This window comes from Wolbachia endosymbiont (group A) of Lypha dubia, from assembly GCF_964028575.1.
In the GTDB taxonomy this organism is placed as follows: domain Bacteria; phylum Pseudomonadota; class Alphaproteobacteria; order Rickettsiales; family Anaplasmataceae; genus Wolbachia; species Wolbachia pipientis.
Genome location: NZ_OZ034796.1, coordinates 777,336 through 801,737, shown reverse-complemented (window position 1 = coordinate 801,737; position 24,402 = coordinate 777,336). Strand labels below are relative to the sequence as shown.

At 36.1% G+C, this 24,402-nt stretch carries 27 protein-coding genes and 2 pseudogenes; 10 read left to right on the top strand and 19 right to left on the bottom strand.

The annotated features are described in order from the left end of the window. Positions 1 to 110: 110 nt before the first annotated feature. Positions 111 to 2,156, bottom strand: a complete 2,046-nt coding sequence (locus tag ABWU72_RS04095) for a recombinase family protein (protein ID WP_236514263.1) — start codon at positions 2,154 to 2,156, stop codon at positions 111 to 113. A 420-nt stretch (positions 2,157 to 2,576) separates the two neighbouring features. Between ABWU72_RS04095 and ABWU72_RS04090 the strand changes: the two genes are divergently transcribed. The 3 genes from ABWU72_RS04090 (at position 2,577) to ABWU72_RS04080 (ending at position 4,145) form a co-directional block, all read left to right on the top strand. After that, positions 2,577 to 2,705 (top strand): hypothetical protein, encoded by a 129-nt coding sequence (locus ABWU72_RS04090; protein ID WP_256437790.1) that lies wholly within the window; start codon positions 2,577 to 2,579, stop codon positions 2,703 to 2,705. A 24-nt stretch (positions 2,706 to 2,729) separates the two neighbouring features. Then, positions 2,730 to 2,921 carry a hypothetical protein gene (locus ABWU72_RS04085; RefSeq protein ID WP_265040875.1) on the top strand — a complete coding sequence of 64 codons (192 nt, stop codon included), beginning with the start codon at positions 2,730 to 2,732 and terminating at the stop codon, positions 2,919 to 2,921. A gap of 210 nt (positions 2,922 to 3,131) precedes the next feature. Next, positions 3,132 to 4,145: an IS110 family transposase gene (locus tag ABWU72_RS04080; protein ID WP_353283879.1), complete on the top strand. Its 1,014-nt coding sequence runs from the start codon at positions 3,132 to 3,134 to the stop codon at positions 4,143 to 4,145. 45 nt (positions 4,146 to 4,190) lie between these two features. Here ABWU72_RS04080 and ABWU72_RS04075 read toward each other — a convergent pair whose 3' ends face one another. From ABWU72_RS04075 to ABWU72_RS03995, 17 genes are all read right to left on the bottom strand, one after another. Beyond that, complete coding sequence (locus ABWU72_RS04075) at positions 4,191 to 5,120, bottom strand: patatin-like phospholipase family protein (protein ID WP_264735396.1); 930 nt, start codon at positions 5,118 to 5,120, stop codon at positions 4,191 to 4,193. Positions 5,121 to 5,423: 303 nt separating this feature from the next. Next, positions 5,424 to 6,005 carry an ankyrin repeat domain-containing protein gene (locus ABWU72_RS04070; RefSeq protein WP_353283916.1) on the bottom strand — a complete coding sequence of 194 codons (582 nt, stop codon included), beginning with the start codon at positions 6,003 to 6,005 and terminating at the stop codon, positions 5,424 to 5,426. Between the two features lie 54 nt (positions 6,006 to 6,059). After that, entirely contained in the window at positions 6,060 to 7,010 is a 951-nt protein-coding gene (locus ABWU72_RS04065) for a contractile injection system protein, VgrG/Pvc8 family (RefSeq protein ID WP_353283915.1), read from the bottom strand. A gap of 1 nt (position 7,011) precedes the next feature. Further along, positions 7,012 to 7,221 carry a tail protein X gene (locus tag ABWU72_RS04060; RefSeq protein ID WP_353283914.1) on the bottom strand — a complete coding sequence of 70 codons (210 nt, stop codon included), beginning with the start codon at positions 7,219 to 7,221 and terminating at the stop codon, positions 7,012 to 7,014. Continuing rightward, positions 7,218 to 7,571, bottom strand: a complete 354-nt coding sequence (locus tag ABWU72_RS04055; protein ID WP_353283913.1) for a phage tail protein — start codon at positions 7,569 to 7,571, stop codon at positions 7,218 to 7,220. Before ABWU72_RS04055 ends, ABWU72_RS04060 begins: the two co-directional genes overlap by 4 nt. Continuing rightward, the gene (locus tag ABWU72_RS04050) at positions 7,571 to 9,889 is read right to left on the bottom strand and encodes a phage tail tape measure protein (protein ID WP_353283912.1); all 2,319 of its coding nucleotides are present in this window, start codon (positions 9,887 to 9,889) and stop codon (positions 7,571 to 7,573) included. The genes ABWU72_RS04055 and ABWU72_RS04050 overlap by 1 nt, the downstream gene beginning before the upstream one ends. Positions 9,890 to 10,004: 115 nt before the next feature. Then, positions 10,005 to 10,259, bottom strand: a complete 255-nt coding sequence (locus ABWU72_RS04045) for a phage tail assembly protein (protein ID WP_155969105.1) — start codon at positions 10,257 to 10,259, stop codon at positions 10,005 to 10,007. Between the two features lie 140 nt (positions 10,260 to 10,399). After that, a complete protein-coding gene (locus ABWU72_RS04040) occupies positions 10,400 to 10,690 on the bottom strand; it encodes a type II toxin-antitoxin system RelE family toxin (protein ID WP_155969103.1) in 291 nt (96 codons plus the stop codon). Further along, positions 10,666 to 10,902, bottom strand: a complete 237-nt coding sequence (locus tag ABWU72_RS04035) for a hypothetical protein (protein WP_155969101.1) — start codon at positions 10,900 to 10,902, stop codon at positions 10,666 to 10,668. Before ABWU72_RS04035 ends, ABWU72_RS04040 begins: the two co-directional genes overlap by 25 nt. Before the next feature lie 119 nt (positions 10,903 to 11,021). Beyond that, positions 11,022 to 11,528: a phage major tail tube protein gene (locus ABWU72_RS04030; protein ID WP_353283911.1), complete on the bottom strand. Its 507-nt coding sequence runs from the start codon at positions 11,526 to 11,528 to the stop codon at positions 11,022 to 11,024. 19 nt (positions 11,529 to 11,547) lie between these two features. Then, positions 11,548 to 12,702, bottom strand: a complete 1,155-nt coding sequence (locus ABWU72_RS04025; RefSeq protein ID WP_353283910.1) for a phage tail sheath subtilisin-like domain-containing protein — start codon at positions 12,700 to 12,702, stop codon at positions 11,548 to 11,550. A 54-nt stretch (positions 12,703 to 12,756) separates the two neighbouring features. Continuing rightward, the gene (locus ABWU72_RS04020; RefSeq protein ID WP_353283909.1) at positions 12,757 to 13,323 is read right to left on the bottom strand and encodes a hypothetical protein; all 567 of its coding nucleotides are present in this window, start codon (positions 13,321 to 13,323) and stop codon (positions 12,757 to 12,759) included. Positions 13,324 to 13,332: 9 nt separating this feature from the next. Next, on the bottom strand, positions 13,333 to 14,838 hold the full coding sequence (locus ABWU72_RS04015; protein WP_353283908.1) for a hypothetical protein: 1,506 nt from the start codon (positions 14,836 to 14,838) through the stop codon (positions 13,333 to 13,335). Further along, positions 14,835 to 15,020 carry a hypothetical protein gene (locus ABWU72_RS04010; protein ID WP_353283907.1) on the bottom strand — a complete coding sequence of 62 codons (186 nt, stop codon included), beginning with the start codon at positions 15,018 to 15,020 and terminating at the stop codon, positions 14,835 to 14,837. Before ABWU72_RS04010 ends, ABWU72_RS04015 begins: the two co-directional genes overlap by 4 nt. A 2-nt stretch (positions 15,021 to 15,022) precedes the next feature. Next, a complete protein-coding gene (locus ABWU72_RS04005) occupies positions 15,023 to 16,216 on the bottom strand; it encodes a hypothetical protein (RefSeq protein ID WP_353283906.1) in 1,194 nt (397 codons plus the stop codon). Positions 16,217 to 16,228: 12 nt separating this feature from the next. Beyond that, positions 16,229 to 18,148: a DUF4815 domain-containing protein gene (locus ABWU72_RS04000; protein WP_353283905.1), complete on the bottom strand. Its 1,920-nt coding sequence runs from the start codon at positions 18,146 to 18,148 to the stop codon at positions 16,229 to 16,231. A 15-nt stretch (positions 18,149 to 18,163) separates the two neighbouring features. Then, the gene (locus tag ABWU72_RS03995) at positions 18,164 to 18,847 is read right to left on the bottom strand and encodes a hypothetical protein (protein ID WP_353283904.1); all 684 of its coding nucleotides are present in this window, start codon (positions 18,845 to 18,847) and stop codon (positions 18,164 to 18,166) included. Between the two features lie 251 nt (positions 18,848 to 19,098). Here ABWU72_RS03995 and ABWU72_RS03990 point away from each other — a divergent pair, with 251 nt between their 5' ends. The 7 genes and pseudogenes from ABWU72_RS03990 to ABWU72_RS03960 form a co-directional block, all read left to right on the top strand. Next, complete coding sequence (locus ABWU72_RS03990) at positions 19,099 to 19,596, top strand: sigma-70 family RNA polymerase sigma factor (RefSeq protein ID WP_353283903.1); 498 nt, start codon at positions 19,099 to 19,101, stop codon at positions 19,594 to 19,596. Positions 19,597 to 19,648: 52 nt separating this feature from the next. Continuing rightward, the gene (locus ABWU72_RS03985; RefSeq protein ID WP_353283902.1) at positions 19,649 to 20,452 is read left to right on the top strand and encodes an ATP-binding protein; all 804 of its coding nucleotides are present in this window, start codon (positions 19,649 to 19,651) and stop codon (positions 20,450 to 20,452) included. A gap of 26 nt (positions 20,453 to 20,478) precedes the next feature. Next, a complete protein-coding gene (locus ABWU72_RS03980) occupies positions 20,479 to 21,282 on the top strand; it encodes an AAA family ATPase (RefSeq protein ID WP_264724147.1) in 804 nt (267 codons plus the stop codon). 25 nt (positions 21,283 to 21,307) lie between these two features. Further along, the gene (locus ABWU72_RS03975; protein WP_264724146.1) at positions 21,308 to 21,808 is read left to right on the top strand and encodes a hypothetical protein; all 501 of its coding nucleotides are present in this window, start codon (positions 21,308 to 21,310) and stop codon (positions 21,806 to 21,808) included. Continuing rightward, positions 21,805 to 22,458: a hypothetical protein gene (locus ABWU72_RS03970; protein WP_353283901.1), complete on the top strand. Its 654-nt coding sequence runs from the start codon at positions 21,805 to 21,807 to the stop codon at positions 22,456 to 22,458. Before ABWU72_RS03975 ends, ABWU72_RS03970 begins: the two co-directional genes overlap by 4 nt. A gap of 33 nt (positions 22,459 to 22,491) precedes the next feature. Beyond that, on the top strand, positions 22,492 to 23,040 hold the full coding sequence (locus tag ABWU72_RS03965; protein ID WP_353283900.1) for a hypothetical protein: 549 nt from the start codon (positions 22,492 to 22,494) through the stop codon (positions 23,038 to 23,040). A gap of 39 nt (positions 23,041 to 23,079) precedes the next feature. After that, a pseudogene (locus tag ABWU72_RS03960) lies at positions 23,080 to 23,502 on the top strand (hypothetical protein); the annotation flags it as partial. 26 nt (positions 23,503 to 23,528) lie between these two features. Here ABWU72_RS03960 and ABWU72_RS03955 read toward each other — a convergent pair. After that, positions 23,529 to 24,361, bottom strand: a pseudogene (locus ABWU72_RS03955) (IS5 family transposase). Positions 24,362 to 24,402: the final 41 nt, after the last annotated feature.

Below are 24,402 nucleotides of genomic sequence, written 5' to 3'. Positions count from 1 at the left end.
GTTTAAACAAACTTTATATATAAATTAAATTTTTTAGATCCCAGTGTCAGCTACTTGGATGACATCTAAAGACACTCCACCTTGTCATTTGACTATGCATGTTGATACTCCTATAAAAAATTTATATTGTTGAATTTGCCATTTTTAAAATCCATCAGAATTTTAATAGTTTCTGGTTTATCCTCAAATAAGTATTTGCCCTTGGCTTTACTATCATCTTTTCGTATTTTAATTTGACCACTATTGATTTTATGGTAAAGCCAATTCCTAGAAACTTTGAGGATCTTTGCAACTTGTGTAACAGTAAGGTAGCCAGGTGCAAGGAGACGTGGTTGATGTCTTTTTCGAAAAATATCATTTTTTAATCGAATACTTTCGACTGTACTTCTTAAAACAACATTTTTCTTTGGAGAGCGATATCCTTGTTTTTCTAAGTACTTGGCGATTTCTATATCTGATTTACCCTCCTTACTTAACTTTATTATAAGCTGTTCCATTTCTGTTGCTGTGGTTAATTCATAAAAGGATTTTACTGGAATAGGGACATGAAAAGTAGTAGTTTCTCCACCATGCCATACAATACGTATTTGTAAGCAATCGCGTTTGATCCGGTGTGCTACTACCTTATCAATTATGCAACGAAGAAAGGATTTTTGCTGCTGACTTGACAGAACTGACTTATGCCAAATTTCAGGTAATTTCCTACCCACATCTAAAAATACTGTTTTCAGCTCTTCAGATAATTGAAGATTAGGTTTCTTTGGATGTTGACGTTCGAATGTAATTTCTGCTTGCTTGAGTTCGTTCAATGCTTGTTCCCAACGTTTTTCAAGTTCTGCAGCTACAAGACGATTATCAGGATCAACTTGATTAAATTGTCGTTCTGCCAACTTAGCTTGATATCTCAGACGTTCTAATTGTTGCAAATGTACTTTATTAAGGGCTTGTTCAGATTGTGACTGTGAATCAATAGCATTAGTATAAGCATCTAGTTCAATTTGACTAAGTGCTGCAAAAAATTTAGAAACCACTGCACAATCGATAATATCAGTTAGTAAACGCTGACATACAGGTTCATGATACTTTCGTTGCAGGTAATTACACATATAATAGTTTCTTTCTTTATATCGCATTGTCATTTTGTATCCACATTCTCCACAATAGATTATTCCCTGCAATAATGCTTCTCCTGATCTAGCTATGCCACGCGTGCTATTGTATTCATACTTTGCATAATTGTCTTTTAGTGTCATCTGAATTTTTATAAAGCTTTCCCAATCTATATAAGCTGGATATTTATCTTTTATTAAAATTTTCCATTCTTCCATTGGCATGCTTTTTGTTGTTTTTTCAGCAGAGGATATTTTATGACTTCTAGTACGACCATAAACAAATGCTCCAGCATAAGCTGGATTTTTAAGTATCGAGAGAATTTTTCCACGTGTCGGTTTTTTCCATTGCAACTCTTTAAACTTATCATACCTAGGAATAGTAAGTTGATGGTCATTAAAATGCTTTAGAACTTTTGATGCTGCTCGTTTCTCTAGAAAAGTTTCAAAAATAAGCTTAATACGATGCTGAACTTCAAGATTATGATCCTTATGTACTGAACCATCGGTATGACGAATAAGACCAACTGGAAGAGATAAGGCTAAATCACCTCGTGCTGCTTTATTCAATAATCCAGCATTTAGTCTAGCTCTTATAGTAGATAACTCCATTTCAGCAAGTTGCCCTTTTAGACCCAGTAATAATCGACCATTAATGGTACCAGGATCATAGATACCATCACGATCAGCTATTAAACACTGTTTATAGCCACATATATCTAGTAACGGATACCAGTCAGAACAATTGCGTGATAAACGGGTTACATCATAGGAAAGTATGATCCCTACCTTCGCTAAAGTGACTTTAGTAACAAGTTCTTTAAATCCTTCACGCTTTTCAGCACTAGCACCAGTTATACCAAGATCAGTGTCAATTATAATAATACTATCAGCTTTCCAGCCAAGATCAATTGCCTTTTGTTTCAGCGCATACTGCAACTCTAGACTTTCTTGATTGCTTAATATTTGATGATGTGTTGATTGTCTGATGTAAATTATCGCTTCGCGTGCTAAATGTTGTGCTGTGATTAGCTCTGATGTACTCATGGATAACCTCTTTGGATACTAATAATATATTTTCTAAAACTTCTGACTTAAAACGTTGTGGCATTTTCTGCCACACTTGACATGATTTACATGGCATAATTTATACTCCTTTGCTAGAGAAACAAACTCGTATAATGAAGTCCATGTTAACTTGCTGGTGAGAAAATCTTGCTTACTAGCTAAGTTAGTAGAAAAAAATGGAATATGTAGAGTGATGTCATCACGATAAATAACAGATACATTACCACCTTTGTAGGCTGTTGAACTGAAAGATGATACGGGAAAAGTTCTGCCAAATAGTGGATGTGTTGGATCTGTAACTGTAATTTCTTTGGCTACTTGATTGTTGAAGGGGGTATTAAGGTGACTGATCGTTCCAGCACGTAACGAACAACTGTACGAACATTTTGCGAAGGCAGTGTGTTAAATGCTATGGCCGGTTTTGCCTCAAACATAAAGGTGTCATCCCAGTGCTTGACACTGGGATGGCTTTGTTGCATAGCAACTGAAAAAATCTGGTGGCTACTGACAAAATTCATTATAAAATAGCCATTTAACCTTGAAAGAAAAAATATGCCACAAAAAATGAGGGTCAGTAACCATAGCGAATATAACAAATTTCTAGAAAAAAGAGGAAATATTTTTCATTATATCAACGAAGCCATAGAAAAGTGGTACGAGAATGGTCCAAAAATACCAGGTGGCAACAATATTTATAGCGATAAAGTTGTAATTTTGGTGCACATAATAACTTATATCTTGTAAAAAGCATCTAGTGTTTTAAGCTTAAGCATTAGGTGGAGAAGGGAAGAACTCTGAATCGTAACTTAGATATAAAATCTGTTTACAAGATAAGAGCCCCCTTCTCAAAAGTTTAGGCTGGACGGTATCATAGAAAGACCTCAATGGTTCTAATTCTGTATTCATAAGGTAAGCCTTACTTTTCATTTTAAATAGTAACGTATGGAGTTATATATGATCAACAACTTTCTTGGTATAGATGTTTCAAAAGAACGCTTTGATGTTTTTCTTTCGTTTATAAGTAAAAAAGGAAAACGTGAAGCTAGGAAAAGGAAATTTAAAAATGATGATACTGGATTTCAAGGTCTGCTGGACTTTCTACAAAAACATAACGTAGAAAAAGTAAAAGCTTGCATGGAATCCACCGGTTGTTATAGTGAAGCTTTAGCTGAATTCCTTTACAAGGCTGGATATTTTGTTAGTGTTGTAAACCCAGCTCGCATAAATTTTTATGCAAAAAGTAAGCTCGCACGGCAAAAGAATGACCAGTCTGATGCAGAGATTATTGCTGATTATTGTCAAAGACAAGAACCTACTCGTTGGACACCACCTTCTCCTGAAATGAAAAAATTAAAACATCTTTATCGTTGCTCGGTTGCGTTAAAAGACGAGTTAACATTAGTAAATAACCACTTAGAAAAAAAAGAGAGACTGCCTGAAGAAGTTGCAAATGCTTGGGAAGACCTTGCAATGAATATAACTCAAAAAATAGAAACAATAAAAAACTCCGTACGTGAACTATTAAATCAACACAAAGAATTGTTGGAAAATTTTCAACTTCTATTGACTATTCCAGGCATAGGAGAAGAATCAGCAATAGCTATTTTAGCTGAAGTTTCTGACATAGAGGCTTTTAGAGATGCCAGGCAATTGGCGGCGTATGCAGGTGTTATACCACGAAATATGACGTCAGGTTCCTCTGTATATGCCAAGCCTAAGCTAAGTAAGTCAGGTTCACGGACATTGCGTAAGGCTCTTTATTTTCCTGCTATAGTAGCTAAAAATCACAACTCTATTATTAAGACTTACTGCGAAAGATTAAAGGAAAAAGGCAAGCATAATATGGCCGTTGTGGGAGCTGCAATGCGTAAATTACTCCATATAGTTTTTGGTGTTTTAAGTTCAAGGAAGGCTTTTAATCCAGATCATATCAAGAACTATAGAGTTAGGAGGTTTACTGAAGCTTAAAAGGAAACGTTCAAAAATGCGAGTTCTAGATTAAAAGGTTAAAGTTTATGATACTACTGTACAGAATTTATCTATTGCTTTTTGATTACATTCAATCATCGTTTGTGCTTCTTTTTTTAAACACTTGATATTTTCGTATGTTGTATTGTCCATCTCCGTTGATGCTACTTTTAGCTGCGATTGAATTCTGATATAGCTATTGTTAATAATCTGGTCTAACTGATAATTTACACAATCTAGTCCAGAGGCAAACATTACGTTTATCAATGGCTTAATCCAGGATATTTTGCCAAATCTTTTCGATCTGAGGTATTTAATGGAATGAGACGATCTGCCAGTACCGATGGAAAGAAGTACTACATCATCGTTAGGAAATAGCTTTCTGCTGCTTGCATAGCTACATGCTGCTGGATTATTGGCAAAAACTCCTCCATCTATTAATACCATTTCCTTTTGGTTGACTTTTAAATATTTAGGTGCAAAGTAAGTAGGTGCTGCAGTTGCTGCTCTCAATACATCCCTTAATTTAATAAAATTTCTATCCTCTTTCCAGCTTTTGAAGAAAAATGGGCAGTTATTGTGAATATCGTAACTCGTAATCAACACATTACTTAAAGTGTTTTTAAGGATATCATCGCCAAAATATTTATGAAGTACATACTCAATATTTTTACTGGGGTATTGTGCACCGTTAATCCAAGAAAATATTGATCTTCTTAGAAATGAAGACTTAAAAATATAAGGTCCGTACTCCTGATAAAGATTAACCAAGTCATCAGCTGAATATTGTAGCTTTCCTTTGCTATCTTTTTTACATAGTCCTGCTACAATAGTAGCACCAGTTGAAGTACCCACCAATAAATCAAAAATTTGAGAAATAGGTTTACCCGTTTTTTGCTCTATTCTGGATAATATCATTGCTGGAATAATTCCTCTTATTCCACCACCATCAATTGAGAGAATATATTTTGTCATTTGTACTAAACTTTAGATGTTTTTGAGTATCTTTATTACCTGGTTACTCAAAATTGCTGCTTGTTTTATAAGAGATAGATTCGCTGAACGTATAACTGATGCACTGCCTCTCACATTGACTTTAACAGAGTTGCTTAGTAACTTTGTAAAACAATTCTCATAAAATAAGAAGGCACAGTAAAAAATTGGTGTAACTGTGTATAAGTACGCCACACAAACTGAAAGTACTTATACACAGTTACACTAATTTATAGAAGGTATCAGCCTAAATTAAAACTTTTTGTTATTTTTTATTCTTTTTAGCTAAATAATTTGTTGACAATAAAAACGGTATCTTATAATTTCCACATAATCCTGATATTGCTTGTTATACCGTTTATTATTCCTTGCCATGTTTAGTGGAGTTGCAGAGTCCTTATTTTTGGCATTAGGATTTGCACCTTTCTCTAATAAGAGTTTTACGGCACCTAAACTACCGTATTTTGCAGCACGATGTAATGGTGTCCACCTAAATCCATCAGTAGCATTAATATTTGCCCCTTCTGCTATTAGGAATCTCATAACTTCTAAACAATTCTTTTGTGCAGTATAATGTAGTGCTGTTACTCCCCATTTTCCTCCTGCATCAACATCTACAACATTCCTTACCAGAAATTTGACAACCTCCAAACTACAACTTTCAGCAGCAACACGCAACGTCTCTTCGTAATTTTCGGAAGCTTTAGTGTTTACTAACTTGAGTTCCTTATCATAACTAGCGAAGAGGCCAATAACCCAAAGAACGATACATATTATCAGTCCAATAACAATAGCCTTGCCTGATGGTATAATACTTGGGCCTGGGCTTGAAGTCGCACGAAGAATTCGCCTTAAGTGCTTATTCATACATACCTATATCACTTCTACTTAGCATTAGACTATCATTGAATTAAGTTTCCCTTAACTAACTTTGCTTCTTGCTGCTTCCACCGTAGTTTGGTATCCTCTACTGTCTAGAGTATGTTCTGCTCTATCAATTACCCATTCACCATCTATATCTTGATTGAACCCTACAAGGTTAAGTTTTGCCTCTGCAAATAATTCTGGATTACCTGGTATTGTCATTTCTAAAGTTTCATTATTACGCTGTAGTTGTTTAAATTTGGCATTTGCTGCACTTAATGCTGATTCTGCATTTGGGTAAATTGTTTGTATAGGGTAACTTGGTTCACCGCTACCTACTGTTTCTGATATGGACTCTCCCTTCTCATAGCTATGCCATTTTGCTATCACTGAGTTGTACTTATCACGTACAGTAAAATGCACTTTCCAATTGGTTGTATCTTGAGGTCTAATAGTCGTTGTTCCTAAAGCTTTTCCTGTTGCTGATTTTGCTGCACCTTTCGGGATAAACAATATATATCCTCCTGCTAATTTTGCCATGGCTTCCCGCTCTATAGCTATTTTAGTTAACAAATTTATATCACTCTCTTCAGTCTGATCAATGTGTGGTATTAATATATCTTTAAATTCTTCAGCAACTTTATATCCATACCCATGTTTATTTGCTATTTCTTTGACTAAATCACCCAGTGTAATCTGGTCCCATGCTCTAGATACTTTTTCCTTTAGTGATATCATTAAGTTTGTTGCATGAGCTTTAATTGTTAAGATTTGTGGTGGACTCTGTACCATAATTTCATTGACTGTATATACACCTATGGGCAGTACTCCTGTTTCTCTATATCCCAAAGCAATTTTCAGCTCCTTTGGAACCTTTATGTTATCATCCCTGTAATCAACACATATTTCAACTACATCTTCTATAGTCCCTGATTCATCAGTAATATGCATTGACACTAAGCGGTCTTTTGTTAATTCATACCCTTCAATGACAAAGTCTGGTTGCATTTTATTCCCAAATCTTTAAAGTGGATTTTTGTAAAGGTTTCTCAATTACAGGCAACTTAATTTTCAACCCTGCCGGTAAAAAACTTCCATGTTCTGCAAGTCCAGGGTTTTCTTCTAATACTATTTCTACTGCTCCTGAAGTAAATCCATAGTGCTTCCAACAAATATAGTCCAACATGTCATTCTCTTTTGTCGAGTAATATATAGTCATGAATAACGACTTAAACTTAAATTAAATTCAACTTTTTTCGGCAGCCCACAAGGGAAAGATGATGTTTGCTTTTCCTCAAATCGGGTAATTACAAATTGTCCTAAAACATTTCCCATGCTATCAACTAAAGTGTGAGGAACCTGATTTTCTTCTGCTTCTTTCATGTTCTTTAATTTATCTAACCCATTGGAATTGTGAAGATAAATTGTTCCTTCTAAATCTATATTTTCTGTCCCTTGGCCAATATTCTGTAGTAATTGCTTACCAATACACTCAACCACACTCCAGCGCTTCTCTTTGCTATACTTTAAACTCGTTGGGGAAATTTTATATGGACCAAGGGATAGCATCAGTAAATGGGATCTACCGTATCGAACATAACATCTCGTGATTTTTCTCTTATTCTTTTTATTACTGTATCAGCAAGACTACGTACATCTTGGTTAGGTTCTGCTTTTATACTTATATTAAATGTGAAAGTTTGATTGAAAATTTTTGATTCTTTTTGTTCACACTTACATTTTTCACAGTCTTTTAAAACTTTCTCTAAGTCATCTGCTACAGAACTTTTTTCCTCAATAATGCTACCGATTTTAGTATTTCCAATAATACTCTTTCCGCTTTCAGAAATTTCCTTATTATTTAATAAAGGGTTTCCATTACTTAAAACATTACTTTCAGCAACTACCTTGCCAATTTTTGTTTCTACTGGTATCTCAAATGCTTTTAGCGGACTATCATTAAACAATTTTCCTATACCAATCCAATTGAAAAATTCTCCTATAGGTTTTACAATTGATTTCCAGATGCTAGAAAAAAAGTCCTTCACCTTTTGCCAATTAGCGATTACAAACGCTGCACCAACTGATAGTCCAGCAACAACAGCTCCTATAGGATTAGTAACCATGGCTAGCGTTAAAGCTTTCAGTCCCATAATTACTGCTGGAATTACTCGTGCTGATAATGAAGTTAATACTGGCAGAAGTGTTCCATGCAAAATAGCCTTAAAAGTTAGTATTCCACCTCCAGCTAATGCAAATGCATAACCAAAACCTACTACTGCAATCTTACCAATAATAAGAGCTGAAATTATGCTCATTATTCCTGTAGTAATAACTGGAAACTTTTCTGCAAACCAAGCTATGGGGTTAGTTATCTCTCTTAGAATATTACTTATCCACTTTAAAGGAGGTAGCATTACTGAGCCCAGGTTCATTCCTACTTCTGCTATCGCATTTCTCAGTAGTCGTAAATTATTTGCTGTAGTTGCTGCACGATTGTTAAACTCTTCTTGCATGGACTTTTCAAATTTTTTCTCGTCAGCTAAGTGACCTATTGCCTCTTTATATTTCTCCAAACTTCCTACTAATAGTGCTATATCATCTTGATATTCTTGACCAAATAGCTTGAGAAGGATTTGTGAACGTTCCTGTTTATCTACTTTCTCCAGAGTTTCAAAAAAATAAAGTAGTGCGTCTTGGCCATTTTCGCTAATCCTTTGTGTCATCTCTTCTGCAGTTATTCCCATATCTTCCAATGCTGCTTTAAACTCTTTGCTCTGTCCCTCAGCGGTTTGAAGTTTACTAAGTAGAGCATTTATTGCAGTAGCAGCTTTTGCCGGTTGTTTGCCTAAACTAATAAAGGCATTTACTAAACTACTTGTTTCCTTAATATCAAGACCAAACTGTTTTGCACTACCACCAACTATAGCTAATGCTTTAACCATATCTCCTGCTTTAGCAGCGCTATTATCTGAAAGGTGATTTATAATATTACCTACCCTTTCCATGCCTTCTACTTCAATTCCATAAACATTAGCAAGTTTAGCTATGGAATCACCTGCTTCTTCTGCAGACATATCGAATGCTGTAGACATTTTAGCTACTGTTTCTGTGAATGAAAGCAGTTTCTCTTTTTTAATACCAAGTTGTCCACCACTTGCAGCTATTTGTGCTAACTCTGCAGCCGATAATGGTATTGTACGGGATAATTCCTTTAATTTCTGGCCAAATTCCACGGCTCCTTGGTTATGGGCTGCATCATCCTCAGCGAATCTCACTACTTTTTTAACATCAGCCATGGCAGATTCAAAGTCAATTGCAACTTTAATTGGCGCTGCAAGTGAAAGCCCTAGCCCTATAGTCTCCATTACTTGTGATCTATAATGCGCCTTTTTTGCCAAGGCATTTTGCTGTTTTTGTATCACAGATCCTAGTTTACTGTATTTCCCTTTTAGTACTTCAATAGATGAACCAAGTTTAGTTTGATCCCTCACTAAGGATTTAATATCTTTTCCACTTTTCCTTACTTCTTCATTTAATGTGTGAAGTGCATCTCTCTTTTTAATATAAGCCTCTTTTGCCTTTGATGCCGATGCTTTCAATTTTTCAAATTCATTTTTTAGTGCTTTGCTTGGTTCTTTTTTTTCCTTCTTTTCTTTAGCAATTGCTGCGGCTGATTCTTTCGCTTTCTTCTCCGCTTCTTTCCAATTCTTCATGGCTTCAAGGGCATCATGATTTAATTGCTTAAATTTGGAGACTGATTTCATTGACGAATCAAGCTGCCTTATACTATCACCCAGCTTAGAAAGCTTAGCTGTACTACCTATCATTGCGCTATTAAAGCTACCATCTAATGCAGCACCTATCTTTATTGAAAGCATTGACATTTCTTTGTTACTCCTTCACTTACTTCTAACCATTTTAGAAATTCTTTTATACCCATATTAATAATCTGCTCAATTCCACTTCCTGTTATTGAACTAAGCTTTAAGACATTGAATCTTAAGTCCTCTGTTCTAAAGGCGACAAAAAATCCCTGAGTACCTTTTGTATTTTTACGTAGTCTTTGATAAGTAATTTCTCTATTACCTCCCTTGGCATAGATGTCAGGTTAGCAGCTAAAGCTACTTCTTTTCTGGCTTCACCTTCTACACATTCAATAGCCAGCAGATCTCCCACTGTAGGCTCACGCATAGGTAATTCTGAAACAGAAATACCATCAACTGTTATTGGATTATCAAGTTTTACTGTTGTCATGTTTCCCCCTAAAAGTTAATTAAATAAAAGTCCTCATGGCTTTTACATAACTAATTTTTTTACTTGAATTGCAGAAGTTGTGTTTTATTGAAGTGACCACACCTTTTCTAAACTTTTTCAACAAAAAAGTGAAAATATATTTAGTGTATATTAAGTATCTTTTTAGCCTTCTTGTAAATGGTATCTCTATGTCCTATTGTAACTATGGTTACTTCATACTTTAAAGTTTCTGCATAATATAGAACACGATAATCGCCAACTCTTAGTCCTTTATACCCTTTAAGGCTATGGTCTAGCGCTTTACCAAGATTAATAGGGTCAACTGTAAGCCGCTCGTTTATTGCTTTTATAACCCTTTTCCTTACTGTTTTCGGAAGACTTGGAAGATCTTTCTCGAGAACATTGTCTAGGAAGATAATAGTGTATCCCAATCTACATCCTCACTTTTAGTCTTTTTTGCACCTTCAATATCATACTCGTCAGCAACTGCAGACAAAAAAATGTCTTCCTCTTCAAGCTCAACCGCTTCTCTGATTAGCCTTTCTGCTAATTCTTGAGCAGGCTGCTTAGTGAGCTTGGCCAGTTCAGCAAGATGCTGTGAAGTTTCTTTGCTAAGAGCTACATTAGTTCCCAAGTTTGCCATATACTTTACCAGAATCCACCACTGTAATTTTATAATGTTTTTCTAAACTTTTCAATAAAAAAGGTGTTCAACATATATACTTTATATTTTAACATTTTTATGTAATTTTGTCAACTATATCAGATTCCTAAAATCGTTTGTAGCAAGGCCATTTGATCAACACCATTAATCTTGCGAATCATATTCTCAGCATCGATTTCGATAAGTTCTCTAGCACCGATAGTAAGTTTGTAATAATGCGCAGCTACGGTACACTTCAGCGTTGCTTTTTCTGCCGGTTTCCAACTGCCAAAATCAAATTCTCTGAATATGCCCCTAAGGTTGATAATTACTCCTTCAATATCATTACTTCCACTGCCTTGTAATCCGCCCCTTAGCGTCAAAGAAACCGAATTCCCATCTATGAGGCCAAATAGCCTAAAAAGCTCTGAATCATATTCGGCAAAAGTAAAATCAGCTTCAAGTTTCTCCATCCCCATATCGATATTTATTGGAATATCCATACCACCAGCTCTATATTCTTCAGTTTTTATGGTAAGTTTTGGCAAGGTTACTTCATCTATTTTTCCTGCATAACCTTTGCCATCTACGAATACGTTAAAATTCTTTAAAATCTTTGGTAACATCTTTTCCCCTTTGTAAAATTTACAATATTTCGCTATTCACGAGATGCGAACGGAAAGTAATCTGTTCTGCTGGGTATGGTGGCATAAATTCAAAGTCAAAATACACTTTCCCGCTTGCAATATTTGCTGGTGTATTTAATTCTGGAGTTGCATAACATTTTCCGCTGATAATCGCTCCTTGTGCTTTTAAACTTGCTAGGTAGGAATTAACACTCTCTACCACTTCATCTATATAAGTTTTGGTAATGTTTCGATCAACTGCCCATAGATGAGCTCGCAGTAGACTATCATTGATTAGATCTGCAGTACGCCTAACCGGCAGAAAAGCCCATCTTTCATCGTTTGAACATGTTCTATTTCCCCATAGTCTGTAGCCATTTTGGTGGATTATCGTTGTTACTTCGTTTTCATTTAAGTGGTTTGCTCTACAACTTGTATCACCGAGGGTAAAATCAATAGCTCTGCTTGTTCCAACGATACCATTTATCTCTTTATTTGAAGGCGAATGCCAAAATCCTTGTTCACTATCTACTTTTGCTATTAAACCGGCTACAAATGGACTTGGCGGTTTTTCCTCTCCTTCAAACACCTTTACCCATGGATCAACTACGTAAACTCTGCTACTGCCTACACTTTTTCTCCACTTTATTGCTTCTTCATCATTAGTATTTGGACCATCTGCTACTATTATTGCTCTTAGCTTTTCTGCTATAGGAATTAAAGCGCTAACCACTGGGTTTCCAGCATCTCCAGGCAATTGATGAGTAAACTGAGGTGCAATTAGTATTCTTGGGGCAACATGGACTATACTTTCACTGCTTAAGAATGCTTGAATCCCTTGATATTCCCCGGTTTCTTCATCAACTCCTCCAATGATATTTCTCAATATTTCTTCTTCTTGATCAGCATTTTCAACTCGAATAACTACTACTGTTGCACCAACCTGGGAAAATATTCCATTTACTGCAGACGGCAAAGTCCCTCTTTTTCCAAGTTTTGCTGCCTCTTTTAAGCTTCCTGCTATTAATACTGGACTATTGAGTGGAAACTTTTGCCCGTCAGCTTCCGGAGCAGTACCAATTACGCCAATTACCGATGATTTAGCTGTGCGTACTGTTTTTGCTCCAGAGGTAATCTCAATAACATTTACCCCATGTAAAAACTGTTCTGTCATTTTTCTCCTTGTAATGTTGAATTTCGGAAAGTGGATAGAGAAAAGGTTTCTTTTTTAGCTTTCTAAAACCTTTTGCATTTTTTGCTTAAAATCGTTGAGACAATTCTGCAACTCTTCTTTATCTTTGATTTCCTTGATTTTCTTCTTGGCTAAATCTTCAAGCTCTTCACATTTGATTATTGCTTTTACTGCTTTTTTGGCTTTTTCCTCGATTATCTTTGCCATTTCAATAACCGTAATATCACGGACTTTTGCTAATGGCTCTATAATTTCTGCATCTTTTTCATCTATGGATTCTGGTGCTGCTAAAATGTTCTCTGCGGCTTTCGCTTGTATTTCGTACGACTTAAGCTTCTGATGAGAATATCCTGCATATTGGTGAGTATAGTTATTATAATAAGTACGGAGACTAGAAAGTGCAGAAAGTTTCGCAGTTTCCAGTAATTCCAGCTCAATATCCTCTTTACTCCTTTCAACAATTTTCCCTCCTTCTGTTAAACAATAACTTTTTTGCCAGTCAAAACTCTTTGGTGCTTCATACCAATCATTCCCTGTTGGCTTACTTTCAAGCGTTGTTGTTTCAATTTGCTTGTTGTTTTCAAAATGTATGTAAATGGTCACAATTTCTTCTCACACCCAAATTTTATATGTAGCGTCCAATCCTGGACATTGCCAAGCCCTTAGCGTCCTTTCCACATCTACTTCAAGTCCTGTGGTTAGAAAATTGTTACGTATGTTATAAATCCCCCACTGGATAAATTGACTATAGATATGTATATCACCTGAAAGCATACCTTCACTAACTTTTCCTCTGGAATATAGATAAGATGATGTATAAAGTAATACTGCAACTGTTTTTCCTGCTGGAATTTCTACATTCCCAGATCCAGCAAAGCTGCTACTATAACCCGTGTGTACGTAAACATTTTTCCACGTTATCCTTGAAATTCTTGACTTATTAGCATTTGTGTTATCAGGAGTTCCCACAAATAATCCTGCACTTGCATATTCCGCACTCCAAGATGATCCAACAAATTCTATTGTTTTATTTATGTTCGCATTGGTTGTATTTTTTACAAATATTACTCCAAGTGCAGCATATGGGTAGTAATATATTGAATCATGACTACTCGAAAAACTGTTTGTGTATAACTCTCCGTAAATAAATGTACCTTTATTTCCCTCTATAAAACTGAGTTGTCTTGGTCGATAAAAACTGACGTAACTTGTATCGTATATATGGCTACCTGCTAGTAGTTGTAGCATGTAGTCGGTTCCACTGTTCCACTTTCCAAGTTCAGTTGTGAAAGTTCCATAGCCAAGGTAATTATTTTTTCTACTGAGTACTCCAAACAAGAAAGGTAATGACCCTGGTTCAACCATATTCCTCTTTTTCACTTCTCTCATAATTGATGAACTGCTAGGCACATCATTGATGGAGTTAAATTTGGTTGTGAGTGTTCTTAGCTGATTTTCCCTAATTTTTATCTCGTTTGTAAGGGATGCTTTTAATTGCTCATCTCGAGTTTCTATTTCTCCTATAATTGATGAGCCAGGTGGTACATTATTAATAGCACGAAAATCTTCTACTAAACCTTTAAGACCATCTTTATGATTGTTGCTAATACTGTTTATTGCCGCAATATTCGCATCTTTTCTTGTGTCAAGTAGCGATACATATGAATCTGATGACGCTTTTAAAGTATCCAAGGTTTTAGTTTTTAGCGTATTGATCTCATTTACAGACTCTGTCTTTGCTCCAGTTATCGCCGATATTGAATTTTCCTTATTGGTATTTATGTCATTCAAATGTGATCTTGCAGCGTTTAGAAGTTCTTTCAACTTTTCATCTGTCATGTATACAATTTCAGACACTGCACTTTTGTCGACTATTGATTCCAATGCTTTAGCAAGATATGCTAGTTGATCTGGTGTACTATTTGCTGCTAAATCCTTAAGTCTTTTTTGTAGTGCATCAATTATTTCTTTTATTGTGGTCATCTGCACAATATTGGAGATTGCTTTTTTATCTATTATCAATTCCAATGACTTAGCAAGATATGCAAGCTGCTCTGGTGTGCTACTTGCTGCTAAATCTTTAATTCTTTGATGCAATGCATCGATTGCTTCTTTCATCCCCAAAAATTCAAAAAAGTTTCAAAATTCAGTCGTTCAAATGCTTTTTTAAGATTGTTATCTCTTTCACTCATATCTTCATCTATCTTTTCTATGGCTCTGCGAATACGTACTACATCTTGCACAGCGATATTTTCTGGATGTGGCAAAGGATATCCTCGTTTAGTTTCATCATTTGGCATTTCTATGTTACAATCACTCGTAGATTTTTCACCTTTGGCCGATAAACAACCGTTCCACTCAAAACTAATTTTACCCTCGTCTCATTATCGTTAAAATTCGTCAGTACGTGAGTTCTCTCTACCCAATTTTCTCCGATTGGTTTTCCTGCTGTTAAATCTACTAATTGCCATTCCCCTTCCACGCTTTTCTGCACATATGCTTTAACGTCTGCAGTACCAGGTATCAGCGCATCATATGTTATGGTAATTTTAGTGTTAGCTCCTGCTGTAATGCTCCTAGTTACATAATCTCCGGACTCTGAAATATTCCCCATAACTAGCTGTAACCCAGAGTAGAGAACTGGACTTTTTTTCCCCGATCCTTTGAGCGCTACTTTTACCGTTAATTCTCCACTTATTCTTGCGCGCAAAGCTAACGGCAAATTATCAGACAAAAAGTTTTCTTCTCCTTTCTCATCTGTTAAGATAAATTCTACATTGGTATCAAAACCCACTTTTTCCACGTTGGTTAGAGCGATCAAGTCTGATGTATTATTTGCAGTAACTTTGCCAATATCAATAACGTGAAAACTTTCAGTAAATTTCGCTGCTAAAAGTCGAAAAGTAAGGTCAAGATTCTGATGCGGTGTCCACGTACTTGCATTGCTCGATGACAGTAATACTCCTACTTGATAAGGTTGACTGGTTACCCAACGGCTGTTTACTGCATCGTATTTGCCAAGTTCTGCTATCTTTACCGCTGTATCTGCATCATCAGTAAGTAAAACTATTGCATATTCCTGCCCTCCATGGCAAAATACTGGTGACCAAGTTATACGTGTTGCTGTGCCATTGGTATTGATCTTAGTTGGCTCGATGGAATTTTCAGCAATGACTGTTTGCGAGGGCACTCCAACTGTTGTTTCCCTAATCTGCACAACAACACGTTTTTTGCCGCTATTTGTAAACCATAGCTCTACACCTCCTATATGCCTACTCTCATCCAAGGTAAATGTCTGTGCTAAAGGATCAACACGTTTGCTGGAAAAAACTCTTCTTCGCTCTTCTATGGTAATAATTTTTTTACCAGTATACGTTGCTTCTCCATAGCTTCCTTTATCCCCATAAAATTGCACTAATTTAGTACCGGCTGGAATATTTGCTGGGATTTTTATTTTTCCACTTATTTGTCCTTGATTGTTAGCTCTTTTTTCCACTTTTTTTTCCCTCTATGCCACGGGTTGAATGACGATGCCATCGAATTTTATTTCTTTAAGTTTCTCACCGACCGAAAATCCTTCGATCTCAAAATCTTGTACTGCTTCTCTCATAAATTCAGCTTCATATGAATTACTTGACAATAGCTCTGTTGTTTCTCTAGTATTAAATTCTCTTGTCACTGGACTTGACCAATTGGTCTTTATCTCGGTCCAGTGATCGATGTTTTTGTTCATGGTAACTTTTGCCGGTACTGGATCAAATGCCTGATATGGATTGATCTTTACCTCACCAGTCTGTAAAAGCTGTTCAAGTACCGGCTCAAGTTCATACGGCAAAAGATATGGTTTTTTCCCTTTTTCAACGTTAGCAACTTCTACATCAATCGGCAAAATTAGTTCCCTATTTACAATTGCTGCAGATTGTCTTATTCCCTGATCACGCATATCATCATCAAAGAAGGGATCAACAAATACTCCTTTTTTGGCTGTCGGATCCCTTGAATTTGCATCATTACGCAGACGTTCTTCGGCAACTAATGCATAAAGATCATTTATTCCTTTTTTCATTGCTTCCAATTCGTTCATCGGTACAGCGTGGATAGCATTATTCACTATCTTTATTTTCCCCTCTTCCCCTTTTTTCCACGTCTGATGAATATAGCAAAGCAGCAATTGTCCAGCGGGTGCTTTTGGCATTGATGGTCGCCATGGATGAGCAATTCCCTTTATTCTTCTTACCACCCCTTTTGCATCTATGGTAATTAAATCAAAGCGGGGCATCTTCCAGGTGTAATCTATCAAAACCAGACTATTATCAACTGCTCCTCTTACTTTACATCCTTGTTCATTTATATCTTCAGGGCTTACCTGAGTACGACAGCGATAGGTTATCAGGTAACTGCTTCCTGGCGCTGGCTCTTTTCCTGCCAATGACCAATCAACATTTCCGGCGTTTAGTTTATAATCTACACTATTTTCATAAATAACGTCTCCTTGTTTAACTTGAATAATCTCAAGTACTGCAGAGTCAGGTATCGGATCAATAGCTCCAGAATATGAACCATGAGTAACGGCAAATGTCTTTTGAACAGTTATATCTACCTTCTTGATCTCACTGATTGGAAAATCATTAACTTTCACTTCCATTATTCTTTGGCTATTTGCCTGAAAAGTATGTGGTTCTGATTCAACTGATTTTATATCCGGATCTTCATCAAAATAAATTCGAATACTGTGAGGAAGTTCAATCTCATAGCCATCAACATGAGCTTTTCCCTCGTTGATTACAAAAACCTGTCTCTTTCCCTCTTCTTCCCTCTGCAAAAACATTACTTCAAGGCCATTTACTACGTAGGAACCATTTGCCTCCTTGTCATAACGGGCAAGTGCAGTGGTTACTATGTTTGCTTGTGGTGGCGGTGAATGCTCTACCAACACTCCGTTTTCAATGTTATAAATTGGATAAAACTCTCCTTCAGAAAAACGTGGAAAAAAACCTTGAGCTTGATAACCCCAAATGGTGGAAACTTTAAGCCTTGCAGCTCCAACTTCTTGATAGTTACGTGTACCAACTGCAGGATCACGAAGATTTTCATCCTCAAGTTCTGTGATGGTAGATTCTACATAATAAACACCTATGCGAACTATAGTATTAAGTGGAATAATAAATTCTTCTTTTTCGACTTTTCTAACCGCTCCACGAAGATAGATTTTTCCTGCTTCAAGTGTAACTCTTTCCCCGTCTATAATACAATCGCTTCCCGTTATAATATCACCATCGCGGAATATCGCATCTCCTATGCCTTTGAGCCTCAAAAGAGCATAATCTTGAATCTCATTTAATTCTGCTGATTGCAAACCTCTTCCTGCAAGGAACAAGCTTTTTTCGTATTCTTTGTCAGAGCGATTATAATAGCTATTTAAAGTCATCTTTTTTCCCTTTTGCTAAAATGTAACGACAAAGGCAAAGGTCTCTCTTGTGGCAGCAGTTCTGATAAGTGGTACCGTGTGTTCTAAAACTAACAAAATCCCCGGGTCTTCTATATCTTGTAGTTCAAAATATCTCTGTCCAGGCGGTAATTCTTTTTTCACTTTTGTACCAACCATAACCCCTAGTTCCCTTATCACTTGATTTGCTGCGTCCGTGAAATCGAAAGTGAATTTAAGGTAGAGATTGTTAGTTGGTACAGCGGAAGATTTAAACCTCCCAGAAGGGGTCAAAAGTTCTCCGTTTTCATCACCTGTGCAGAAGAGAACTTCGTCAATAACGCGTCTACCAAGTTCATTGAGCAGTTTTTCAGACGTAATGGACTCTGGTGGTGTGTCTTGAGTATACTCTATGGTAACTGCATTATTTGCCGTGATAGAGCTGTTTTCCACCAGTTTAATTACACTAGTATTGCTATCAATTGTATAGTCTATACTTGGCTGATACACTGTTTGTCCTGTAAAAACCCTTACATCTTTAATAGTGTGGTGATCTAGGGCTATTTCACCCTCAACAAAAACTTTTTCGACCTGATGGCTACTTCCAGAGTTTCCATCACCACTGCCCCAAGCAAGATGTATCGGTTGCTCTTTTATACTTGCTGCAATTGCTGCTCTTCCTGTTTGGGTAAGGATTGACACCTGTGATGAGTTTGAAAGGCTTATATAATATATATTCAGGATTTGGAAAATTTTTGTCCAAAAAAAATGAATTTTTGCCTAATTTTTTGTTGCAGTATTATTTAAAAATCGAACTGTATTATTCTCGAAGAAAAGTAATTGAATATCAGTAGTTTAAAAATTGCATCTGTATTATTTATTTTTGCTCCTGTCCTACAAAGTGTACCTACAAGTTCTCATCCTTAAAGCATTAATTGTTTTAGGGAAAAGTTATGAAACTAAAAACTGGTGTTGACCCTATAGTTGTTCAAAATATACGGTATCAAGCTAAGAGATTAAAACTTTTTGAATGCTTTGCTCATGAAACTCATGAAGATCTTGAGCAAGAACTTTTCTGTGAAGTTTGGGCTTATCTTTATAGATATGACGAAAGTAAAGGTAGCTTTAACACTTTTGTAGCAAGATTAACTGAACGTCGTGCTAACAACTTATTAGAGAAACAACTATGTATAAAACGCAATATTAATAACTACATCAATATTGAGAAAACAGAAGCTTTTGAAGATGAAGTAGCAAAACGTACTGATGTAGATTACATGATTTCAACGCTACCAAGAAAGATGCAAAAGATATGCGAGCAACTCAAGCACTTTAACTTATATGAAGTTGCTAAGATGAACAACATATCAAGAACTACTTTAAATACTATGATAAGAAAAATACGTATCAAACTCTCTTCCATCTACTACAAGGGCAAAAAGAAAAATTGAACATAAATTTTACCTTTCCTGAATATATAACATATAACATTGAGGTGAATAAATGACTTTTAAAATTTTAAACAATAATGAAAGACTGAAAACAACTACAGGCATAAAAGTAGTAATTTTTGGTCCTTACGGTATTGGTAAAACCAGCCTCTTAAAGACTATAAGTGAACCAACACTTTGTCTTGACTTTGAAGCAGGTCTGCTTGCTGTTCAAGATTGGCAGGGAGATTCCATTAGTGTTCGCACTTGGAGTCAAGCTCGGGATATTGCCTGCCTAATTGGTGGTCCGAACCCTGCACTAAAATCTGATCAAGCGTATAGCCAAAGACACTATGAGCACGTATCAAGTAAGTACAATGAAGAGTTTTCTAAATATCGATGTATTTTCATTGATAGCATCACTGTAGCATCACGTCTTTGTCTCTTATGGGCAAAAATGCAACCGGAAGCTTTTTCTGAGAGAAGTGGAAAGCAAGACATGAGAGCTGCTTACGGAATACTTGCGCAAGAGATGATGGGATGGCTCAATCAGTTTCAGCACATTCCAAATAAAGATATCATTACCGTTGGTACTTTAGGTCAATATTTAGATGACTTCAATCGTCCAACCTGGCTGCCTCAATGTGAAGGGGCTAAAACTGCCAGTGAGATTCCCGGCATTGTTGATGAAGTAATCAGTATGGTTGGAATCAAGAAAGATGATGGCACAGAGGTACGTTCATTTGTCTGTCAGACGATTAATTCTTGGGGATATCCAGCTAAAGATCGAAGTGGTTGCCTTAATATGGTTGAAGAGCCGCATCTGGGAAAATTACTTACGAAAATCAAAGCTAAGGCTTTTGCTACTGCTGCCTAAATTTAATCTAAAAATTGGAGAATAATATGGAACAAAATTTTTTCACCGTTAGTCAAAAAATCCCTTTTTTCAGCGTAAAAGAGTATTTAAGTGACCCAACACCAATCCCAGAAGACATCATCTACCCGAGGATATTAACTCCAAGGGGTTTGTTGGTATTTGGTGGTCCACCTAAAATCGGCAAAAGTGATTTTCTTATTTCCTGGTTAATGCACATGGCTGCTGGTGTTTCATTTCTTGGCATGATTCCCAATCAGCCTATGAAAGTTCTCTGTCTGCAGACTGAAATTGATAATGGATATTTAAAAGAGCGTCTACAAGAGTTAAAACTTGATAAAGAGCTTTTGGATATTGGTGCAAACAACTTCATGATCACGCCAAGAGTACAACTATCGTTTAGTAGTGAAGAGATAGATGAAATAAAAAACTCTCTGGAGGAAAAAAGTTTCAAGCCAGATATTATCGCCATAGATCCTCTACGAAATATCTTTAATTCAGGTAATGAGAACGATAACAGCGCTATGCTATTCTTCCTGCAAAAAACGCTTGAAAGACTGAGAAATGTTATTAATCCAGATGCCGGTATAATACTCACTCACCACACTAAAAAATTATCCAAAAAAATGCTAGAAGAAGATCCATTTCAGGGTTTAAGTGGTGCTGGGTCTTTAAGGGGTTTCTACACTACTGGAATGGTGATGTTCAGTCAAGATGAAGGAAGCACTGTCCGCCAAATAGTATTTGAGTTACGTAATGGTGAACGTGTGCCAAGTAAGCTTGTCGATAAGATAAATGGTAGTTGGCAACTTATAAATCAATGGAACAACTGATTTCAACTTTATTATGGGAGTATTTATGTTACAGAATTTAACTGATTTTAACACTGCAAAGTCGCAAAGTAATTTAATACCTAAAGGTACAACAATAAAAGTCCAAATGGCCATTAAGCCTGGAGGTTATGAATGTTGGTTCACCAAAAGTCCCACTACCGGTAGCATTTATTTAAATGCAGAATTTACCGTCATTGAAGGGCCATATGCAAGGCAAAAGATTTATCAAGCAATTGGGATAAAAAGCGGCAAAGCAAACGTTGAAAGAGAAGATGTCTGGGGAGAAATGGGTCGTGCTATGATTCGAAGTATTTTAGAGTCAGCACGCAATATTCACCCACATGATAATTCAGAGAAGGCGATACTTGCCCGTAAGCTTGGCTCAGTTGCAGATTTAAATGGCCTAGAATTTACTGCAAAAGTTGGCATTGAGACCGATAGTAGATATGGAGACAGGAATAGAATTGCTGCAGCTATTACTCCTGAACAAAGTAATGACGTTAAATCTGACTGGGTTCCATTTTGAAGTACGATGAAGAGAAGCTGTGGGTTGCTGTTGTTGAACAGGCTATTTTGGATGTAACAGGAAAGAATAGAGAGCTTAGAAAAGAAGCTTATTCATGGATCCACAGCACAGAATCTTTCAGAACTGTTTGCGAGCTCGCTAACTTGGACTCTGAACGTTTAAAAAATATGTTGAGTAAAATTATTGGAAAAAAGGGAGATTTTATGGATTTTTCATCTCAAAAGATTAAATCACTATTGATTAATAATATTAAGGAATGTGTATCTTACTTACTTCCGGGCGGAGAATTTTATCAAGATAGGTTCTATCTGGGAAATTTAGGTAAAGATAAGATAATAGTTGAAATAAAAGGAGAGAAAGCAGGAAATTGGAATGACATTTATAAAGAAAAGAAGGGAGACATACTCAGTCTTTGGACTTTTGTTGAAGGTAACATAGATTCTGCCAAAAAGTGGTTGAACACTAAAGCTGAAAAAAATTCCACGTTGCAAGAAAACGGAGAAAAAGTATTTTCTGTAAGACATTACTTAAATGATAAATCACCAATGCCAAAAGATATAATAGGCCCAAGAATCTTAACTCCTGGCGGTCTTTTAGTCATCGGTGGTACTCCAAAAGTTGGCAAAAGTAATTTTCTACTCTCCTTGTGAGCACATCTAGCTGCTGGAATACCATTTCTTGACATGAAACCTGCAAAACCATTGAAGATATTTTATCTGCAAAACGAAATGGAGTATAGTGATATGAGAGAACGCTTACTTCAGCTTAAAATTGATCAGAACCTCTTGGATTTAGTAAAAGAAAATTTGGTCATTACAAAAAAAATACCATTAACTCTGAATCCTGAAGGAATAAGATCAATGATAGCAAAAAAACTTGATGCAAAGACAGTCGATCTCATTGTCATCGATTCTTTCCTCGACTACGGAAGTATGCTTTCTTTCCTAAAAAGTGGAATGGATAAATTACGTTTTATAACTAACCCTATGGCTGGAGTGATCCTCACGCACCATACTAAAAAAGTATCTTCAGCCATATTGAAAAAAAATCCATTCCAAGCTTTAAGCGGCTCAAACATTTTAAGAAGTGCTTATACATCTGGCATTGTTATGTTTAAACCTAACGAACGTACAAATACTTTAAAAGTGATGTATGAACTTAGAAATAGCAAGCCTATAACAAAATACATTCGCAAAATTAATGGATGTTGGAAGACTATAGCTACTGCTTAGTTTTAATTAATTAAATTTAAAATATATTTAGAGGATTTTATGGATATCTATTGTGATTTTAATACTGCAGCTCCACTAAAGAATGGACATTATAAGCAATTAGAGGAGAAAGAACAGTTAAAAGATCAACTTCTACTAAATATCAGGTCTTGTCTTTCATACCTATTACCAAGGGGAACTTTTCGTGGTGATAAGTTTTATGTAGGCAATGTACAAGGTGATAAAGGAAAGAGTCTAGTAGTAGAATTAAGTGGCAGTGAAGCTGGCCTATGGCATGATTTTGCAACAAAAGAAGGTGGTGATATCATTGACCTTTGGGCAGAAGTACATAGAAAAAGCACTAGAACAGAGTTTCCTGAAGTAATGGCTTCTATAGCTCAGTGGCTTGGAAAAAAACACACTAATTACAAAGAGCAGAAAAGCATCAAATATCTAGAACAATTTTTGACTTGCAGTTGGAATTAGAGGTTGTCCGGAAACTAGTAAATTCAAGCATATTCCCTCTTTAACATAACCCTACTCATAGCTAGGTATATGAAATTCTCAGTGGATGTTGTGAGTAAATCATACTCCTTCGATAGCCTTCTATTCCTATTAACCCAAGCAAAAGTCCTTTCTACAACCCATCTTCTTGGCTGTACTTTAAACCCTTGTTCTCTTGTTGGTAGTAGCTCAGGTGGCGTATCTTTGTGCACCCAAAATCTACATGGAGGCCTTTTAACAATTTCAATATCTATGTCATATTCTTCCTTTATGTGATTCTTTAAATTTCTTCCTTGGTATCCCATGTCAGCCCACATTTTTTTAACTTTAGTATATTTTGTTCTCATATTGTTTAATGCTATTTTAATACCATCTCTATCATTTTCGTTAGCAGCGCCTACGTAACAACCTAGTATAAAACCCTGAGTGTCTGTAATTATATGCCTTTTTCTACCCTTTACTTTTTTACTTCCATCATAGCCTTTGATCCCCCCTTTTCTGTAGTCTTTACAGATTGACTATCTACTATACAGGCACTCGGCTGCTCATTCCTTCCTATTTTTCTTCTACTATATTTTGTAATTTCATAATTCATTTTCTCAAAAATTCCCTGCTTCTTCCATTGCCTGAACTGCTCATACACAGTCTTCCATAGCGGAAAATCATTTGGTAAATACCGCCATTGACACCCTGTACGCAATACATAGAAAATTGCTTCTAATATTTCTCTTTTGCTATACTTTGGCGGCCTTCCTCCTTTCTTGTATGATACTCTGAAGTGTTTTTCTATTCTTGCCCATTCCCTTTCGCTTAGATCTGTTGGATACTTTTTTCTCATCTTTACCCCGTACTAAAATTTCAGATATTATAGCCTTTTAC